Below are 14,411 nucleotides of genomic sequence, written 5' to 3' on the forward strand. Positions count from 1 at the left end.
TGACGTGAACGTCACGGCGTCGGGCGTCACTGCGTGGGGCGTCACGGCGTGGGGCGCCCGGCCTGCCGGGTGGCCGCCTCCAGGACACGGTCGAGGAGGCCGGGGAAGAGCGCGTCGAGGTCGTCCGTGCGCAGGCCGTTCAGCTTCGCCGTGCCGCGGTAGACCTGCCGGATCACCCCGCTCTCACGGAGCACCCGGAAGTGGTGCGTCGTCGTGGACTTGGTGACCGGCAGGACGAAGTCCGAGCAGGAGAGCTCGACGCCACCGGCGGCCAGCTCGCACACGATCTGGAGCCGCATCGGGTCGGACAGCGCGTGCAGCACCGACTCAAGCCGGATCTCCTCGCGCACCGGGTGCGGCAGATCACGGCCACTGGTCGCGGCGGTCGTCACGGCGGCTCCACTTCTCCGGGGACCTTCGTCTTCGTCCGGGGACTTCACCCGACGCCTGCATAGTACGAGACCTGTCGTAGTTTGACACTCACCGTACTACGATGCTTATCGTACGAAGCGTACCCCGGTCCCGCGACGAATGGAGTCGGCCGTGAGCGCGCTCTTCGAGCCCTATGTCCTGCGCGACGTCACCATCCCCAACCGAGTGTGGATGCCCCCGATGTGCCAGTACTCGGCCGCGCCCGAGGGCCCCTCGGAGGGCGCCCCGCACGACTGGCACTTCGCCCACTACGCGGCCCGCGCCACCGGCGGAACGGGACTGATCATCGTCGAGGCGACGGCCGTCTCCCCCGAGGGCCGGATCTCCCCGTACGACCTGGGCATCTGGAACGACACCCAGGTCGAGGCGTTCCGCCGCATCACACGCTTCCTCACCGCACAGGGCGCGGTGCCGGCCGTCCAGCTCGGGCACGGTGGACGCAAGTCCTCGACCGAGCGCCCCTGGAAGGGCGGCGGACCCCTCGGCCCGGACGCGTACGGCTGGCAGACCGTCGCCCCGAGTCCGCTCCCCTTCGACGACACGCACCCCGTCCCCGACGAGCTGACGGTCGCCGGCATCCAGGAGATCGTGGGGCAGTTCGCGGACGCGGCCCGCCGCGCACTGGCCGCCGGTTTCGAGATCGTCGAGATCCACGGCGCGCACGGCTATCTCATCAACGAGTTCCTCTCCGCGCACTCCAACCACCGCACCGACGCCTACGGCGGCTCGTACGAGAACCGCACGCGGTTCGCCCTCGAAGTCGTGGACGCCGTACGGGAGGTCTGGCCGGACGACAAGCCGCTCTTCTTCCGCGTATCCGCCACCGACTGGCTGGAGAACGCCGGCTGGAGCGCCGACGACACCGTCCGCTTCGCGGCCCGACTGCACGAGCACGGCGTGGACCTGCTCGACGTCTCCACGGGCGGGAACGTCCCGGGCGGCCGGCACATCCCTGTCGGGCCGGGCTATCAGGTCCCGTTCGCCACCCGGGTGAAGAGGGAGACGTCGCTGCCCGTCGCCGCCGTCGGTCTCATCACCGAGGCGGAGCAGGCCGAGAAGATCATCGCCAACGGCGAGGCCGACGCGGTGCTGCTGGGCCGCGAGTTGCTGCGCAACCCGTCCTTCGCCCGCCTCGCGGCGCGCGAGCTCGGGGCCGAGGTCCACGTACCGGAGCAGTACCACCGGTCCGTCTAGGCGTCGGGCCACGAAGGTGCCGAGGCGGGTTCCGGCAGCCGGTGGCCGAGGCGGACCCCCGCCTCCCGCCCGGGCCCATGCCCAGGCCCAGGCCCGCGCCGGGAACTTGGGTGAACTCCCGTCGATTTCCGGCGCGTCGGGATGGTCCGAAGGGCCGGTGTCCGTCGATCGCAGCGGACACCGGCCCTTCGCATGTCAGGCGGCGGCCCGCGTGGTCGTCGCCTCGACCTCGGCGGCGGCCCGGTCCTCCGCCTCGGCGAGCAGCGCGACGAGGGCCGATCGGGCACGCGCCACGCGGGAGCGGACCGTTCCGACCGGGCAGTCGCTGACCAACGCGGCCTCGGCGTAGGGCAGTCCCATCACCTGGGTGAGGACGAACGCCTCGCGCCGGTCGTCGGGGAGCGCGGCCAGCAGGTCGAGCAGCGCGATGCCGTCGTCGAAGCCGGGCAGGCCACACGGCTGCGCGCGTTCCGCCGCGCTCTGCCAGTCCGCGGCGTCGCTCGACCGCGGCCGGGCAGCGGCGTGCCGGAGGCTGTCGATCACCGCGCGGCGGGCGATGGACAGCAGCCAGGCCCGGGCCGAGGAGCGCCCCTCGAACCGGTGCAGACTGCCGAGCGCCCGCAGGAACGTGTCCTGGGCGAGGTCGTCGGCGGCCTGCGGATCGGCGGACAGGTGGGCGACGAAGCGCACGACATCGCGGTGCAGCGCTCGGACGAAGTGGTCGACGGCTGCCGGGTCGCCGGCCCGGGCGGCCAGCGCCCAGGCCGTTATCGAGTCGTCGGCCGAAAGCGCTCTGTTGCCTTCGTCCCGTTTCTCGCCTCCACGGCGCGAAACAGGCAGGACAGGAGTGATCACCAGGTGTCCTTCTCGGGTCATCCGTGATCCGGACCGGCGCGAGGCCAGGGTCCGGTGCTGGGGGTACGGCCGTACATGAGGTACGGCCGAAGCCCGGAGCACGCGGGAGGCGCTCCGGGGGACCGGCTGTCTCAGGCGACAGCGGTCCCCACGGGCGGGCCCCGCGAAGTGATCGCGTGAACGAGAAGGAGACGGCGCGGAGCGCGGTCAGAGGAGGCTCGGCGCGAGCGGACCCTCGGCCGGTGCGGCGGCGTCGGCAGCGCCAGCAAAAGCCGCAGCGGCGCGGCCAGTCGGCCGGCCAGCGCCCGCAGCGTACGGAACACGGCGCGCTCGCCGTACGCGAGCCAGAGGCCGCACAGCAGCGCCGCGAGCACATGGGCGGCGAGCATGCCGAACGAGGAAGGGGAGCCCGCCTCATGCCCCATGGGAAGCAGGTGGGCAAGGGCGCCGGACCCTATGTACCCCACATCCATGGCACCCATCGAGCCCATGTCCGCAGAGCTCATGTCCATGGAAGCCATGTGCACGGAACCCATATGGAGGGAGCCCATGTCGTGACCCATGGCGCCCGTCGACCTGCCGCTCATGCCACTCATCGCATGCATGGCATCCGTACCGGACCGGCCCGGCCCGGAAGCCGAGCCCATGTCCGCCTGCGCGTCCGCGGTGAGCGACTGCGCGATCGAGAACGCCGTATGGAGCACGCCTTGAGCGAGCACCACGACGGACACGATGAGCGGTAGTCCACGCTCGCGGCCGGCCAGGCACCAGCCCGTGCCGGCCGTGGCCGCCCCCGCACAGGCCAACGCCCACCAGGCCACCGGAGAACCGGACATCATCACGTGGCCGAGGGCCGCGAGCACTACACAGACGGCCGCGAACATCGCGGCCCGCACCGTGCGAGTACCCCACCCAGCAGTCATGACGGCCCTCATCCTCGCATCCGGGGTTCGGACGTCTTGGACAGGTACGGAAATCAGCCGCGCGTGCGGTGGGTGGCCCACCCGTGATCCGCGTCACGACGGGCCCGGATTCGCCCGAACCGTGTGGAGGGCGTCGCCCGGGGTACCGGTCGGAACGCGGCGGGAGCACAGCCGGAACCGTTGACCCTACGTGCTGTAGGGTCGCCGCGGTGAGCGTCCTACAGGGGGAGAGTCCGTGAGGGAACGTGACGCCGGGCGTACGGGACGCGGACCGATGTCCGCGCCGGCGCTGCTCGTACCGAGTCTCGGGATCGCCGCGCTGGGCGTGTACCACCTGTGCGGGTTCGATCTGCACGCCCTGCACGAGCGCCCGCACCTCGGTGACGGACTGACCATGGCCGGGGTCATCACGGCCCTGGTGTCGGCGGGCGCGGCGCTGGGAGACCTCCTGTGGCGGATGACCACACGCGATCGCCCGCTCGGGGAGGGCGAGGAGCCGCGCCCGGGCGGGCACTTCGGGAGCACGGGCCGCAACCGGCCCGCCTCGGGCGGCCGTTGAGGAATCCGCCGCGCTCGCGCACCGGCGTGGCGCCGACCTGCGAGCCCTGATTCTCACCACCTCCTTACCCCGTCATCCCCCTTCCGGCTGGCGACAGCCCCGCCCTTCCCTACACCATGTAGGGGTTCCGGCCTCCCTCCCCCACCGGTTCCCGGCTCCTCCCCAAGGTGATGCTCCACGGTGTCCGTACAACAGTCAGCGCTCATCCCGGCACAACGGAACGCGAGCTCACGCCGGGTGGCCCCGGCCGGACGAGCGGGCTCCGGAATCCGGCCACGAGCGGCCGCGTGCACCGTCTGGTACCTGCGGCTGCTCGCCCTGCTCAACATCGCCGCGGTGGTCTCGCTGCCGTTCCGCGAAGAGGTGCACGAGCACAACGGAGGCGAGTACTTCACCCCGTATCTGGCCACCGCCGGGCTGATCTCGGCGGCGCTGGCCCTGTTTCTCGCGCTGGTGATGCGGCGCCGCAAACGGGCCGCGTGGATCTTCAACGTGCTGCTGGCCGGGCCGCTCCTCGCGCTCTACACCGTGGCGCTGACCCAGGACCGCTACCAACGGCACTGGTTCAACTGGCTCTCGGCGCTGCTCACCGCACTCTTCGTCGCCGCCCTGCTGGTGGGACGCACGGAGTTCCACGCCGTCGGGGACCGCTCGAATCCCCGTCTCGCGCTGGCCGTCGGCGCCGGTGGTCTCCTGGGCGGTGTCACCCTCGGCACCCTGCTCGTCAGCGCCACCAACCGCGTGACGGGAACACCGCTGAGCGACCGGATCGCGTACACCCTGCTGCGGGGAATCAGCGTCGGCCCGCTCGCCGACCGCTTCGACACCGTCGTCGCGCCCCGCTGGGTGGACATCCTGATCAACGCCCTGACGGCCGCCACCTTCCTCCTGGTGCTCTACGCGTGCTTCCGCTCCCCGCGCGGGCTCGAACTCCTCGGCGAGGAGGACGAGACACGGCTGCGCGCCCTGTTGGCCCGGCACGGGGAACGCGATTCGCTGGGCTACTTCGCGCTGCGCCGCGACAAGGCGGTCATCTGGTCCCCCAGCGGCAAGGCGGCGATCGCGTACGGCGTGGGCAGTGGTGTGACCCTCGCCTGCGGCGACCCGATCGGCGACCCGGAGGCGTGGCCCGGCGCGATCGAGGCCTGGCTGCGGGAGGCACGACGGCACGCGTGGACGCCCGCGGTCATGGGCGCGAGCGAGGAGGCCGGGACCGTCTACGCCCGGCACGGCCTGGACGCCCTGGAGCTCGGCGACGAAGCCGTCGTGGACCGGTCCGACTTCACTCTGGAGGGGCGCGCCATGCGGGGCGTCCGGCAGGCGCACAACCGGATCCGGCGCGCCGGTCACACGGTCCGCGTACGACGGCACGAGGACATTCCCGACGCCGAGATGGCCGCTGTGACGGAAAAGGCGGACCAGTGGCGCGACAGCGAGACCGAGCGGGGCTTCTCCATGGCGCTCGGACGGCTGGGAGACCCGGCCGACGGACGGTGCGTGATGCTGGAGTGCCAGGACAGCGACGGGGAACCCCGGGCCCTGCTCAGTTTCGTGCCATGGGGCGAGCGGGGACTGTCGCTGGACCTGATGCGCCGCGACAGGAGCTCCGAGAACGGGCTCATGGAGTTCATGGTGATCGAACTGCTGCTGCGTGCCGAGGAGTTCGGCGTCGAGCGGGTGTCCCTGAACTTCGCGATGTTCCGGTCCGTCTTCGAACGCGGCGGCCGGCTGGGGGCGGGCCCGGTGCTGCGCCTGTGGTGCTCGGTGCTGACGTTCCTCTCGCGTTGGTGGCAGCTCGAATCCCTCTACCGGGCCAACGCCAAGTACCGGCCGGTCTGGGAACCCCGCTACCTCCTCTTCGAGAAGAGCGCCGACCTTCCCCGCATCGGTGTCGCCGCGGCCCGCGCGGAGGGCTTCCTCGCACCGCCGGCCCTGCCCCGGTTCACCTCCGGCCGCGCGGCGCACCCGCCTCGACGGCCCCCCGCGCCACCGCTCACGGCGCCCGGGGCGCGTCGCACTCACCCCGCGTCGTCCGCGCCGCGCCCCTAGCCGCGGCGGCGGACACCGGCTGTTTCCGGGATTCCCCCTCCCCCGCCGGGCCATCTCGGCCTCCTCACCCCCTCCGACCGTCGTAAAGCGGCCGTTCGCGCCGTAGTTGGCTGGGTTGTCGCCATCGACGCGGCCGCTGCCGGGCGTCACTGTCAGTGCTGTGGTGCACACTCACGATCAACGGCCGTACGCCTGGGGAGGACACCGTGTTCAGGGGGATCGACGAGGTCGACTGGGCCTCGATGGAGCATGCCTACGGAAGCGCCGCGGACGTGCCTGTGCTGCTGCGGGGACTCGCCTCGCCTCGCCCCCGGGAGCGGGAGACCGCGCTCGACGGGATGTACGGGGCCGTGCACCACCAGGGCGATGTGTACGACTCGACCCTGGCCTCCATCCCCTTCCTCTTCTCCCTGGCCGCACACGGGGAACTCCCCGACCGGGGAGGGATCGTGGAGTTGCTCGCCAGCATCGGAGGAGCGGACTCCGGGGACGATTCCGGGGAGCACGGCGAGGACGGCGTCGGCCCGGGCGAGGACACCGGGGACGCCGCGGACGCCGAGGACGACAACCGGGCGATGGCGCGCACCGCGATCCGCGCGGGTGCCAGGGTCTTCCTGGACCTCGTCGCGGACGGGGACGCGGAGGTGCGCCGCGCCGTGCCGTCGGCGCTCGTCCGCTTCCACGACGAACCGCCGCGCGTGCTGACCCTGCTGAGGGAGCGGCTGGCGGACGAGACGGAGGAGAGCGTCCGGCTGGCACTGGTCGCGAGCCTCGGGCTGTTCGCCCGGCTGTACGCCGAGTCCGCGGCCCCGGCGGTGGACCGCCTGGTGTCGTTGTGCGCCACCCCGAACGAACCGGGGCTGCAGCTCGCGGCGCTGGGACAGCTGGCCTCGTGCGCCCCCGATCGACTGCCCGCCGATCTCGTGCCCACGGTCATCGCACTGCTCCATACCCGGTCACAGCGCTTCCGGCGGTCCGTCGAGCCCACACGGACGTCCACCGACACCCTCATCGGCCGACTGCGCCGCATGCGCCCCGCCGACGAGGAGGGCGCGCAGCTGCTCCGGACGCTCCACCAGGCGCTGGGCGCCCGCACCGCGGACCGGATCGCCCTGATCGAGGGACAGTTGAGCAGCCAGGACACGGCCGACCGGTGCAACGCCGTGTGGATGTCGGCGGGACTGTTCCGCGAGTGGCGTGCCGCGTACGAGGAGCCGGTCGCGCTGATCGGTGAGCAACTCGGCTCGGAAGAAGAGCAGTTGCGCTACGCCGCGGTGTCCGTCCTGGAGTTCCTCTTCACCCTCGCGGCCCCGGCGGCCGACCGGCTGGCCACGCTGGTGGAGTCGGACCCGGATTCCTGGGGGTGCGGTACGGCGACGCTGGGCCGTCCCCTCAAGGCCCTGGCCAGGTCCGGCGACGCGCGGGCGGTCCCGGCCCTCGCGGAGGTCCTGCGCCACCCCGTGGTGCCCAACGAGGCCGGGTACACGATCGGCCATCTGGGCCCGGCCGCGGCGCCCCTGGCCCCGCTGCTGCGGGAGCGGCTGGGCGCTGTTCCCCTCGACAGCCCGGAGACGTACAGCCGTGCCGCGCCCCTGCTGTACGGGCTCGGCACACTGCGGTACGCCGCCGCCCTGCCGGAGGTGCTGCGGCTGCTGCACGGCACACCACGCGAACTGCGGCTCCGGGACGCACTGGTGAAGGCACTGGCCCGGGCGCTCGGCGCGTTCGGGGCGGGAGCGCACGAGGCGATACCGGCGTTGCGGGAGTTGCTGACCGGCGAGAGCGCCGCGGCGGCGGCCGACGCCCTCTGGTCCGTGGAGGCGGACGCGGAGGCGGTCCTGCCCCCGTTGTTGCGGGCGCTGGGTTCGGAGAGGGACACCGGTGGTCCCCGGGTGGCGGCCGAGACCCTCGGCCGCATGGGGGCGTTCGCCGCACCCGCGCTCCCCGGACTGCGTGGCCTGGCCGCTTCCACCGAGGTGTGGGAGCGGACGGCCGCCGCGTGCGCCCTGTGGGACATCTCCGGTGACCCGGAACCCGTCCTGCCGGTGTTCCGTGCCGCCTGGCGCCAGAACCCGTACGTCCGGGGCACCGTCACCGCATGTCTCGTCCGGATGGGCGGCGCCGGCGCGCCCGTCCATGATCTGGTCCGCACGGAACTCGCCTCGCCCCGGCGGCACCGTGCCCGTTCAGGCGGCCACGGCGGCGACGACGTCCTACAGGACGAACGGCTCCTGGGCGACTGCCGTGCGGCCCTGGACGCCGCGTCCTGAACCGCCCGCTCAGCTCGTCATGCGCCCCCACAGGGGCCCGACCCGTTCCCACTCCTCGTCCCACTGCTCCATGCGCAGCTGTTCCAGGCGGCCGCGGAGGAGCCGCCCAATCGCGAAGGGGACGCCCGCCGCGCCCACACCCACCAGGACGCCGACCAGGGAGGACCGCACACGGGCCTCGGCGGCGGTGGTGGGTCTGGTGACCAGACGGCCCTCGGGGTCGGTCCACACCGTGACCGGGGTGCCCGCCGGGGTTCCCGCGTAGACCCGTACCCGGCCCGAGCGGCGGGTGCCGTCCGGCGCGGTCCAGCGCACCTTCGCCCACACGACGCCGGCGCCGGACTCGGTCTCGCTCAAGTCCGGCGCGTCCTCGGTCAGCCGGGCGGGAACGCCGTGCCACCGCGCGCGATCCAGGGCGAGGCCGTGCTCCACCGCCTGGGACGCCGCCAGGCCCGTGACCGCTCCGCCGAGCACGGTGAACGCCCAGGCCGTGAGCATGATCCAGGCCTCCAGGGCATCGCTGCGCCGCCGCAGCGGGTTGCGCCGCCACCGCCACAGCCAGACCTTCGGACCACGGAATGCCGCCATCGAGGCATCCTCCTCACCACCGCACGGACACACCACATCTCCCTCCCTTACGCGCCCGCTCCCCACGATGCTCACGCCGTGCCCGTCGGCTCGTCCGGCCCAGGGGCCACAGTGCCGCGCGGCCCGCCCTGCGCCGGGCGCCGTGAATCCGTGCCACCGGCCGACGCGACCCGTCCGAGCTGCGGAAACGCGCTCCCGGAGGAGACTGTCAGTGCCGGGGTGCAGACTGGCCCGTATCGCAGACAACGACGTCGCGGAGGTGGCCTGCCATGGCCGACGTACTGCTCACCGTAGGCACCCGCAAGGGCCTCTTCATCGGGCGACGGCGCGGTGGCGCCTGGGAGTTCGACGACCATCCCTACTTCAACGCCCAGGCCGTGTACTCCGTCGCGATCGACACCCGGGGCCACCGGCCGCGGCTGCTGGTCGGCGGGGACAGCGCCCACTGGGGCCCGTCCGTCTTCCACTCCGACGACCTGGGCCTGACGTGGACCGAACCGGCGCGGCCCGCCGTCAAATTCCCCAAGGACACCGGCGCCTCGCTGGAGAGGGTGTGGCAGTTGCACCCGTCGGCCGCCGAACCGGACGTGGTGTACGCGGGGACGGAGCCCGCCGCGTTGTACCGCTCGGAGGACCGGGGCGAGTCCTTCGAACTCGTCCGTCCCCTGTGGGAACACCCCACCCGCTCGAAGTGGGTCCCTGGCGGAGGCGGTGAGGGGCTGCACACCATCCTCACCGACGAGCGCGACCCGCGGGCCGTGACGGTCGCCGTCTCCACGGCCGGCGTCTTCCGCACCGGCGACGGCGGCGCGAGCTGGGAGCCCGCCAACTCCGGTGTGTCCGCGGTGTTCCTGCCGGATCCGAACCCGGAGTTCGGGCAGTGCGTGCACAAGGTCGCGCGCGACTCGGCCAACCCGGACCGGCTCTATCTGCAGAACCACTGGGGTGTGTACCGCAGCGACGACGCGGGCGGGCAGTGGACCGACATCGGTGCGGGCCTGCCGTCCACGTTCGGGTTCGCGGCGGCGGCGCATCCGCACCGCGGCGACACGGCCTACCTCTTCCCGATCACCGCGGATTCGGACCGGGTCCCGGCCGACCGGCGGTGCCGCGTCTTCCGTACGGCGGACGCCGGAAAGAACTGGGAACCACTGACGGCGGGACTGCCCTCCGAGGACCACTACGGCACGGTGCTGCGCGACGCGCTGTGCACGGACGACGCGGATCCGGCGGGCGTGTACTTCGGCAATCGCAACGGCGAGGTGTACGCGTCGGCGGACGACGGCGACAGCTGGCGGCAGCTCGCCTCGCACCTGCCGGACGTCCTGTGCGTCCGCGCGGCGGTGGTGGCCTGAGCCCCGGAGGTGTCCAACGGCCCACCGCGACAGGCGCCTTGTGCCGGGGATGACCGATTCGACGACGAATCGGTCATCCTCGGTCGCACGGCGGACACCGGTTTGATCTCCGCCGCGTGTACGGCAGTAGGGTGACGCCCGTGGCACCACGACCGTTGCATGAGATCGTCGAACCGGGCTGGGCGAAAGCCCTGGACCCCGTGGCCGGACAGATCGCCCAGATGGGCGACTTCCTGCGCGGGGAGATCACCGCGGGACGCACCTATCTACCGGCCGGGGCGAATGTCCTGCGGGCCTTCCAGCAGCCCTTCGACGAGGTGCGCGTCCTCATCGTCGGGCAGGACCCCTATCCGACCCCGGGACACGCGGTGGGGCTGTCGTTCTCGGTGGCCCCGGAAGTGCGTCCGCTGCCTCCCAGCCTGATCAACATCTTCCGTGAGCTCAACACCGACCTCGGGGTGCCCCAGCCGTCGAACGGTGACCTCACCCCTTGGACGAAGCAGGGCGTGCTGTTGCTCAACAGGGCGCTCACCACGGCTCCGCGGAACCCGGGGGCGCATCGCGGCAAGGGCTGGGAGGAAGTCACCGAACAGGCGATCCGGGCGCTGGCCGCCCGGGGGCGCCCGCTGGTGTCGATCCTGTGGGGCCGTGACGCCCGCAATCTGCGTCCCCTGCTCGGCGATCTGCCCTCGGTGGAGTCCTCGCACCCCTCGCCCATGTCGGCCGACCGCGGCTTCTTCGGCTCACGCCCCTTCAGCCGCGCCAACGACCTGCTGACCAGGCAGGGAGCCGAGCCGGTGGACTGGCGCCTGCCGTGACCCGCGACGGCGTCCACGGCACACGGCAGGGCGGTCCGGGCCCGTCCGCGGTGCTGGGCGTGGACTCCGGAGGTTCCGGACTGCGCGTGGCTCTCGCCGCGCACGGGGTGGCGGGCGACGCCGGCTCCGCCGTACGGCAGGATGCGACGCCATCCGCTCCCCCGGCGCCGCTCAGTGACCCCCTGACCTCCAAGGAGCCGGTCCGTACCGGTCCGCGCGGGATCTCGGCCGGGCATCTGCTGGATCAACTGCTGCCGATGGCACGACGGTTGATGAGCGAGGCAGGCGTCGAGCAGCTCGGTGCCGTCGCCGTCGGCGCGGCCGGTCTCGCCACGCTCGGCGACGAACTGCGGGCCGAGCTGCCGACGGCTCTGGAGCGTGAACTCGCGGTGCGGCGGCTCGCCCTGGCGGCCGACGCGGTGACCGCGTACACGGGCGCCCTCGGTCCGCGGGCCGGCGCGGTGATCGCCGCGGGCACCGGCCTGATCGCGATCGGTACCGACCTCACGTCGTGGCGCAGGGCCGACGGGTGGGGTCATCTGCTCGGCGACTGCGGCGGCGGCGCGTGGATCGGCCGTGCGGGCCTGGAGGCGGCCCTGCGGGCGTTCGACGGCCGACCGGGCGGCTCAGCGGTGCTGCTGGCGCGGGCGGAGGAGATGTTCGGCCCGATGCCGGGACTGCCGGGCCGGCTGTACCCGCGCACCGACCGGCCCGCCGTGCTCGCCTCCTTCGCTCCGGAGGTGGCCTCCCGCGCCGGGAGCGACCCTGTGGCGGCGGACATCCTGCGGGCCGCCGCACGGCACCTGGCCGAGTCGGCCGCGGCCGCCTGCCCGGTCACGGGCGAACCCCGTCTCGCGCTCACCGGGGGCCTGTTCAAGATGGGCGACCCGCTCCTCGTGCCCCTGCGCGAGGAGTTGGCCGAGCGGCTGCCGCACGCCCGGCAGGTTCCGGCCGCGGGCGACCCGCTCGACGGCGCGCTCCGGATCGCCGCCGACCTGGCGGACGGCCGGCTCGTACTGCCCCGGGACGAGCGGATGTTGTACGTGGTGACCGAAAAGCCGTATCCGGAAGCCAATGGCCGGATTTCGCCGTAGTCCCGACAAGTCCGCGAGTACTGACCATTTCTGATCCGTACGTAACTCATCAGACAAAAGCGGACGGATACCGCTCACCTGCACCCTCCCCGAACAGGGGAGCCCAGGAAGCCAGTAACATGCGGCGCCATGAGCTCCCCCACTGGGCCCGCGTCCGGCCTGCCAGTACGAATGCCGCGACCCCGCCAGCCCGGGCGGCACCGCCGTCCGGAACCCCTGGCGGCTCCCGAGGGCGCGCCCGCGCTCGTCCTCGCGGTGCCGGGCACTCCCAGCGCCGCAACGCGCAGCCTCGCCGAGGAGGTCGTGAGCATCGCGCGCTCCGAGCTCCCCGGCCTCGACGCCCGCATCGGGTACCTGGACGGGGACGACGAGTTCCCCACGCTGCAGTCCGTGCTGACCCACGCCGCCGAAGAGCGCACCGCGCGCTTCGAGCAGGCCCGTGCCGCCGGTTCCGACGTGGCCGAGCCCGACGGCCCGGTCGGCATCGTGGTCCCGCTGCTCGCCGGTCCGGACAACGCGCTGCTGCGCCGGGTCCGCCAGGCGGTCATGGAGAGCCGCGTCGCGGCCGAGCTGACCGATGTGCTCGGCCCGCACCCGCTGCTCGCCGAGGCGCTGCACGTGCGCCTGTCCGAGGCCGGTCTGGCCCGCGCGGACCGCGCCCGGCTGTTCACCGTGGCGACCGCCGCGGACGGCATCGTGCTCGCCACCGTCGGCGGCGAGGAGGCCGTGCAGGCGGCCGGGATCACCGGCATGCTGCTCGCCGCGCGGCTCGCCGTGCCGGTCATGGCGGCGGCGCTCGACGCGGAGGGCTCGATCGCGGCCATCGCCGAGCAGCTGCGCGGTTCGGGTTCGCAGAACCTCGCGCTCGCCCCGTACCTGATCGGTCCGGAGCTCGACGCGGGTCTGCTCGACGCGGCCGCCAAGGAAGCCGGCTGCAGCGCCGCCGAGGCTCTCGGCCCGTACCCGGCGATCGGCAAGCTCGCGCTGGCCCAGTACACGTCGGCGCTGGGCATCGCCCCGCCGCAGACCCAGGGGGCACCGGCCTTCTAGTCGGCCGGTACACCCGCACGACCCGTACGACCGCACATCGAAAAAAGGGCCCGCTCCTGTGGCAGGAGGGGGCCCTTTCCCGTGGATGGGAGACGCGTCCGGCCGCGCGCGGGGCGCACCACGCCCGAACGTCCCGGCCGGGTCAGCCGAAGACCACGCAGGACGCCGCGGGCGCCCGGACCGAGCCGCCGCGGCGCGGCACGCCCGTGTCCGGATCGACGGTGAACCAGGTCACGTCGCCGGAGCGCTCGTTCGCCGCGTACAGGAAGCGGCCCGAGGGATCGAGGGCCAGCGCACGGGGCCAGACGCCGCCGCAGGGCACCGTGGCGACGAGCCTGAGCCCCTCGCCCACCGCGTCGGGCGTGAGCACGGAGAGGACGTCCTGCCCCCGGGTGGCGGTCCACACGAAGCGGCCGTCGGGCGAGACGACGATGCCCGAGGGGTACGCGTCACCGTCCGGGACACCGGACAGCACCGGCGTCTCCCCGACGGGCCGCAGCGAGCCCTCGGCGGCGTCCCAGCGGCAGACGGTGACGGTCGGGGCGAGTTCATTGAGGACGTAGGCGTGCTCGCCGCGCGGATGGAAGACGAGATGGCGCGGCCCGGAGCCGGGGCGCAGGGCGATCTCGCGGTGCAGGGTGAGCGTTCCGCCGGCGAAGGCGCAGACCCGGACGGAGTCCGTGCCGAGGTCGACACTCACCGCCCAGCGGCCGGTGGGGTCGGGCTGCACCTGGTGGGCGTGCGGGCCCTGTTGCCGCGGTGTGTGGGGGCCGGAACCGGTGTGCTGGAGCACGCTGGAGGCGGTGCCCGCCAGCCCGCCGCCGGGACGGATCGGCACGGCGGTGACGCTGCCGGAGCCGTAGTTGGCGGTCAGGACGTGGCCGTCGAAGACGCTGAGGTGGGTGGGGCCGCTGCCGCCGGTCCGGATCGGCGGACCGGTCAGCTCCGGTCTGTCGGCGTGTACGCGGTAGGCGGCCACCGCGCCCTCGGCCGTCTCGCTGACCGCGTACAGGACGTCTCGTGCGGGCGACAGCGCGAGGTACGAGGGGTCGGGGACGCCGTCGACCGCGCTCAGCACGGTGAGCGCGCCGCTGCTCGGATCCATCGCCGCGGTGAGGACGCCGAGGCCTCCCGCCGCCGTGAACGAGCCGATGAACGCCCGCTGTTGCGCCCTGCCGCCGTCTGTCACTGCTGTCCCCTCTCGGTCCCGCGTCCTCGGGGGCG

13 protein-coding genes are annotated in these 14,411 nt (G+C 73.2%); 8 read left to right on the forward strand and 5 right to left on the reverse strand.

The annotated features are described in order from the left end of the window. Nucleotides 1-41: 41 nt before the first annotated feature. Nucleotides 42-392: a helix-turn-helix transcriptional regulator gene (locus OG788_RS08265; RefSeq protein ID WP_266755857.1), complete on the reverse strand. Its 351-nt coding sequence runs from the start codon at nucleotides 390-392 to the stop codon at nucleotides 42-44. Between the two features lie 151 nt (nucleotides 393-543). On the opposite strand from OG788_RS08265, the gene OG788_RS08270 reads away from it, so the two are divergent. Next, complete coding sequence (locus OG788_RS08270; protein ID WP_406369821.1) at nucleotides 544-1,626, forward strand: NADH:flavin oxidoreductase/NADH oxidase; 1,083 nt, start codon at nucleotides 544-546, stop codon at nucleotides 1,624-1,626. A gap of 195 nt (nucleotides 1,627-1,821) precedes the next feature. Here OG788_RS08270 and OG788_RS08275 read toward each other — a convergent pair whose 3' ends face one another. After that, the gene (locus OG788_RS08275; protein WP_406369823.1) at nucleotides 1,822-2,481 is read right to left on the reverse strand and encodes a sigma-70 family RNA polymerase sigma factor; all 660 of its coding nucleotides are present in this window, start codon (nucleotides 2,479-2,481) and stop codon (nucleotides 1,822-1,824) included. A gap of 131 nt (nucleotides 2,482-2,612) precedes the next feature. Beyond that, nucleotides 2,613-3,404, reverse strand: a complete 792-nt coding sequence (locus tag OG788_RS08280; RefSeq protein WP_406369824.1) for a hypothetical protein — start codon at nucleotides 3,402-3,404, stop codon at nucleotides 2,613-2,615. 235 nt (nucleotides 3,405-3,639) lie between these two features. Between OG788_RS08280 and OG788_RS08285 the strand changes: the two genes are divergently transcribed. The 3 genes from OG788_RS08285 (at nucleotide 3,640) to OG788_RS08295 (ending at nucleotide 8,282) form a co-directional block, all read left to right on the forward strand. Next, complete coding sequence (locus OG788_RS08285; RefSeq protein ID WP_406369825.1) at nucleotides 3,640-3,963, forward strand: hypothetical protein; 324 nt, start codon at nucleotides 3,640-3,642, stop codon at nucleotides 3,961-3,963. Between the two features lie 180 nt (nucleotides 3,964-4,143). Further along, on the forward strand, nucleotides 4,144-6,012 hold the full coding sequence (locus OG788_RS08290; protein ID WP_406369826.1) for a phosphatidylglycerol lysyltransferase domain-containing protein: 1,869 nt from the start codon (nucleotides 4,144-4,146) through the stop codon (nucleotides 6,010-6,012). A 206-nt stretch (nucleotides 6,013-6,218) separates the two neighbouring features. Further along, nucleotides 6,219-8,282, forward strand: coding sequence for a HEAT repeat domain-containing protein (locus tag OG788_RS08295; RefSeq protein WP_406369828.1), 2,064 nt, complete (start codon nucleotides 6,219-6,221; stop codon nucleotides 8,280-8,282). 9 nt (nucleotides 8,283-8,291) lie between these two features. Here OG788_RS08295 and OG788_RS08300 read toward each other — a convergent pair whose 3' ends face one another. After that, complete coding sequence (locus OG788_RS08300; RefSeq protein WP_356748394.1) at nucleotides 8,292-8,870, reverse strand: hypothetical protein; 579 nt, start codon at nucleotides 8,868-8,870, stop codon at nucleotides 8,292-8,294. 269 nt (nucleotides 8,871-9,139) lie between these two features. On the opposite strand from OG788_RS08300, the gene OG788_RS08305 reads away from it, so the two are divergent. The 4 genes from OG788_RS08305 to OG788_RS08320 all read left to right on the forward strand — a co-directional run bounded on the left by OG788_RS08305 (nucleotide 9,140) and on the right by OG788_RS08320 (nucleotide 13,187). Further along, nucleotides 9,140-10,225: a WD40/YVTN/BNR-like repeat-containing protein gene (locus OG788_RS08305; RefSeq protein WP_406369830.1), complete on the forward strand. Its 1,086-nt coding sequence runs from the start codon at nucleotides 9,140-9,142 to the stop codon at nucleotides 10,223-10,225. 140 nt (nucleotides 10,226-10,365) lie between these two features. Continuing rightward, nucleotides 10,366-11,043: a uracil-DNA glycosylase gene (locus OG788_RS08310; RefSeq protein WP_406369831.1), complete on the forward strand. Its 678-nt coding sequence runs from the start codon at nucleotides 10,366-10,368 to the stop codon at nucleotides 11,041-11,043. Then, on the forward strand, nucleotides 11,040-12,137 hold the full coding sequence (locus tag OG788_RS08315; RefSeq protein ID WP_406369833.1) for an N-acetylglucosamine kinase: 1,098 nt from the start codon (nucleotides 11,040-11,042) through the stop codon (nucleotides 12,135-12,137). Before OG788_RS08310 ends, OG788_RS08315 begins: the two co-directional genes overlap by 4 nt. Nucleotides 12,138-12,266: 129 nt before the next feature. Next, complete coding sequence (locus OG788_RS08320) at nucleotides 12,267-13,187, forward strand: hypothetical protein (RefSeq protein ID WP_351535336.1); 921 nt, start codon at nucleotides 12,267-12,269, stop codon at nucleotides 13,185-13,187. Between the two features lie 142 nt (nucleotides 13,188-13,329). Here the strand turns inward: OG788_RS08320 and OG788_RS08325 are convergent, their stop codons facing one another. Further along, the gene (locus OG788_RS08325) at nucleotides 13,330-14,376 is read right to left on the reverse strand and encodes a lactonase family protein (RefSeq protein ID WP_406369835.1); all 1,047 of its coding nucleotides are present in this window, start codon (nucleotides 14,374-14,376) and stop codon (nucleotides 13,330-13,332) included. Between the last annotated feature and the right edge of the window lie 35 nt (nucleotides 14,377-14,411).

The sequence above is a fragment of the Streptomyces sp. NBC_00647 genome (assembly GCF_045207245.1).
In the GTDB taxonomy this organism is placed as follows: Bacteria; Actinomycetota; Actinomycetes; order Streptomycetales; family Streptomycetaceae; genus Streptomyces.

Coding starts and splice junctions, on each gene's coding strand:
- OG788_RS08280 (WP_406369824.1), bottom strand. CDS start 3,404: ATGACTGCTGGGTGGGGTACTCGCACGGTGCGGGCCGCGATGTTCGCG.
- OG788_RS08300 (WP_356748394.1), bottom strand. CDS start 8,870: ATGGCGGCATTCCGTGGTCCGAAGGTCTGGCTGTGGCGGTGGCGGCGC.
- OG788_RS08305 (WP_406369830.1), top strand. CDS start 9,140: ATGGCCGACGTACTGCTCACCGTAGGCACCCGCAAGGGCCTCTTCATC.
- OG788_RS08320 (WP_351535336.1), top strand. CDS start 12,267: ATGAGCTCCCCCACTGGGCCCGCGTCCGGCCTGCCAGTACGAATGCCG.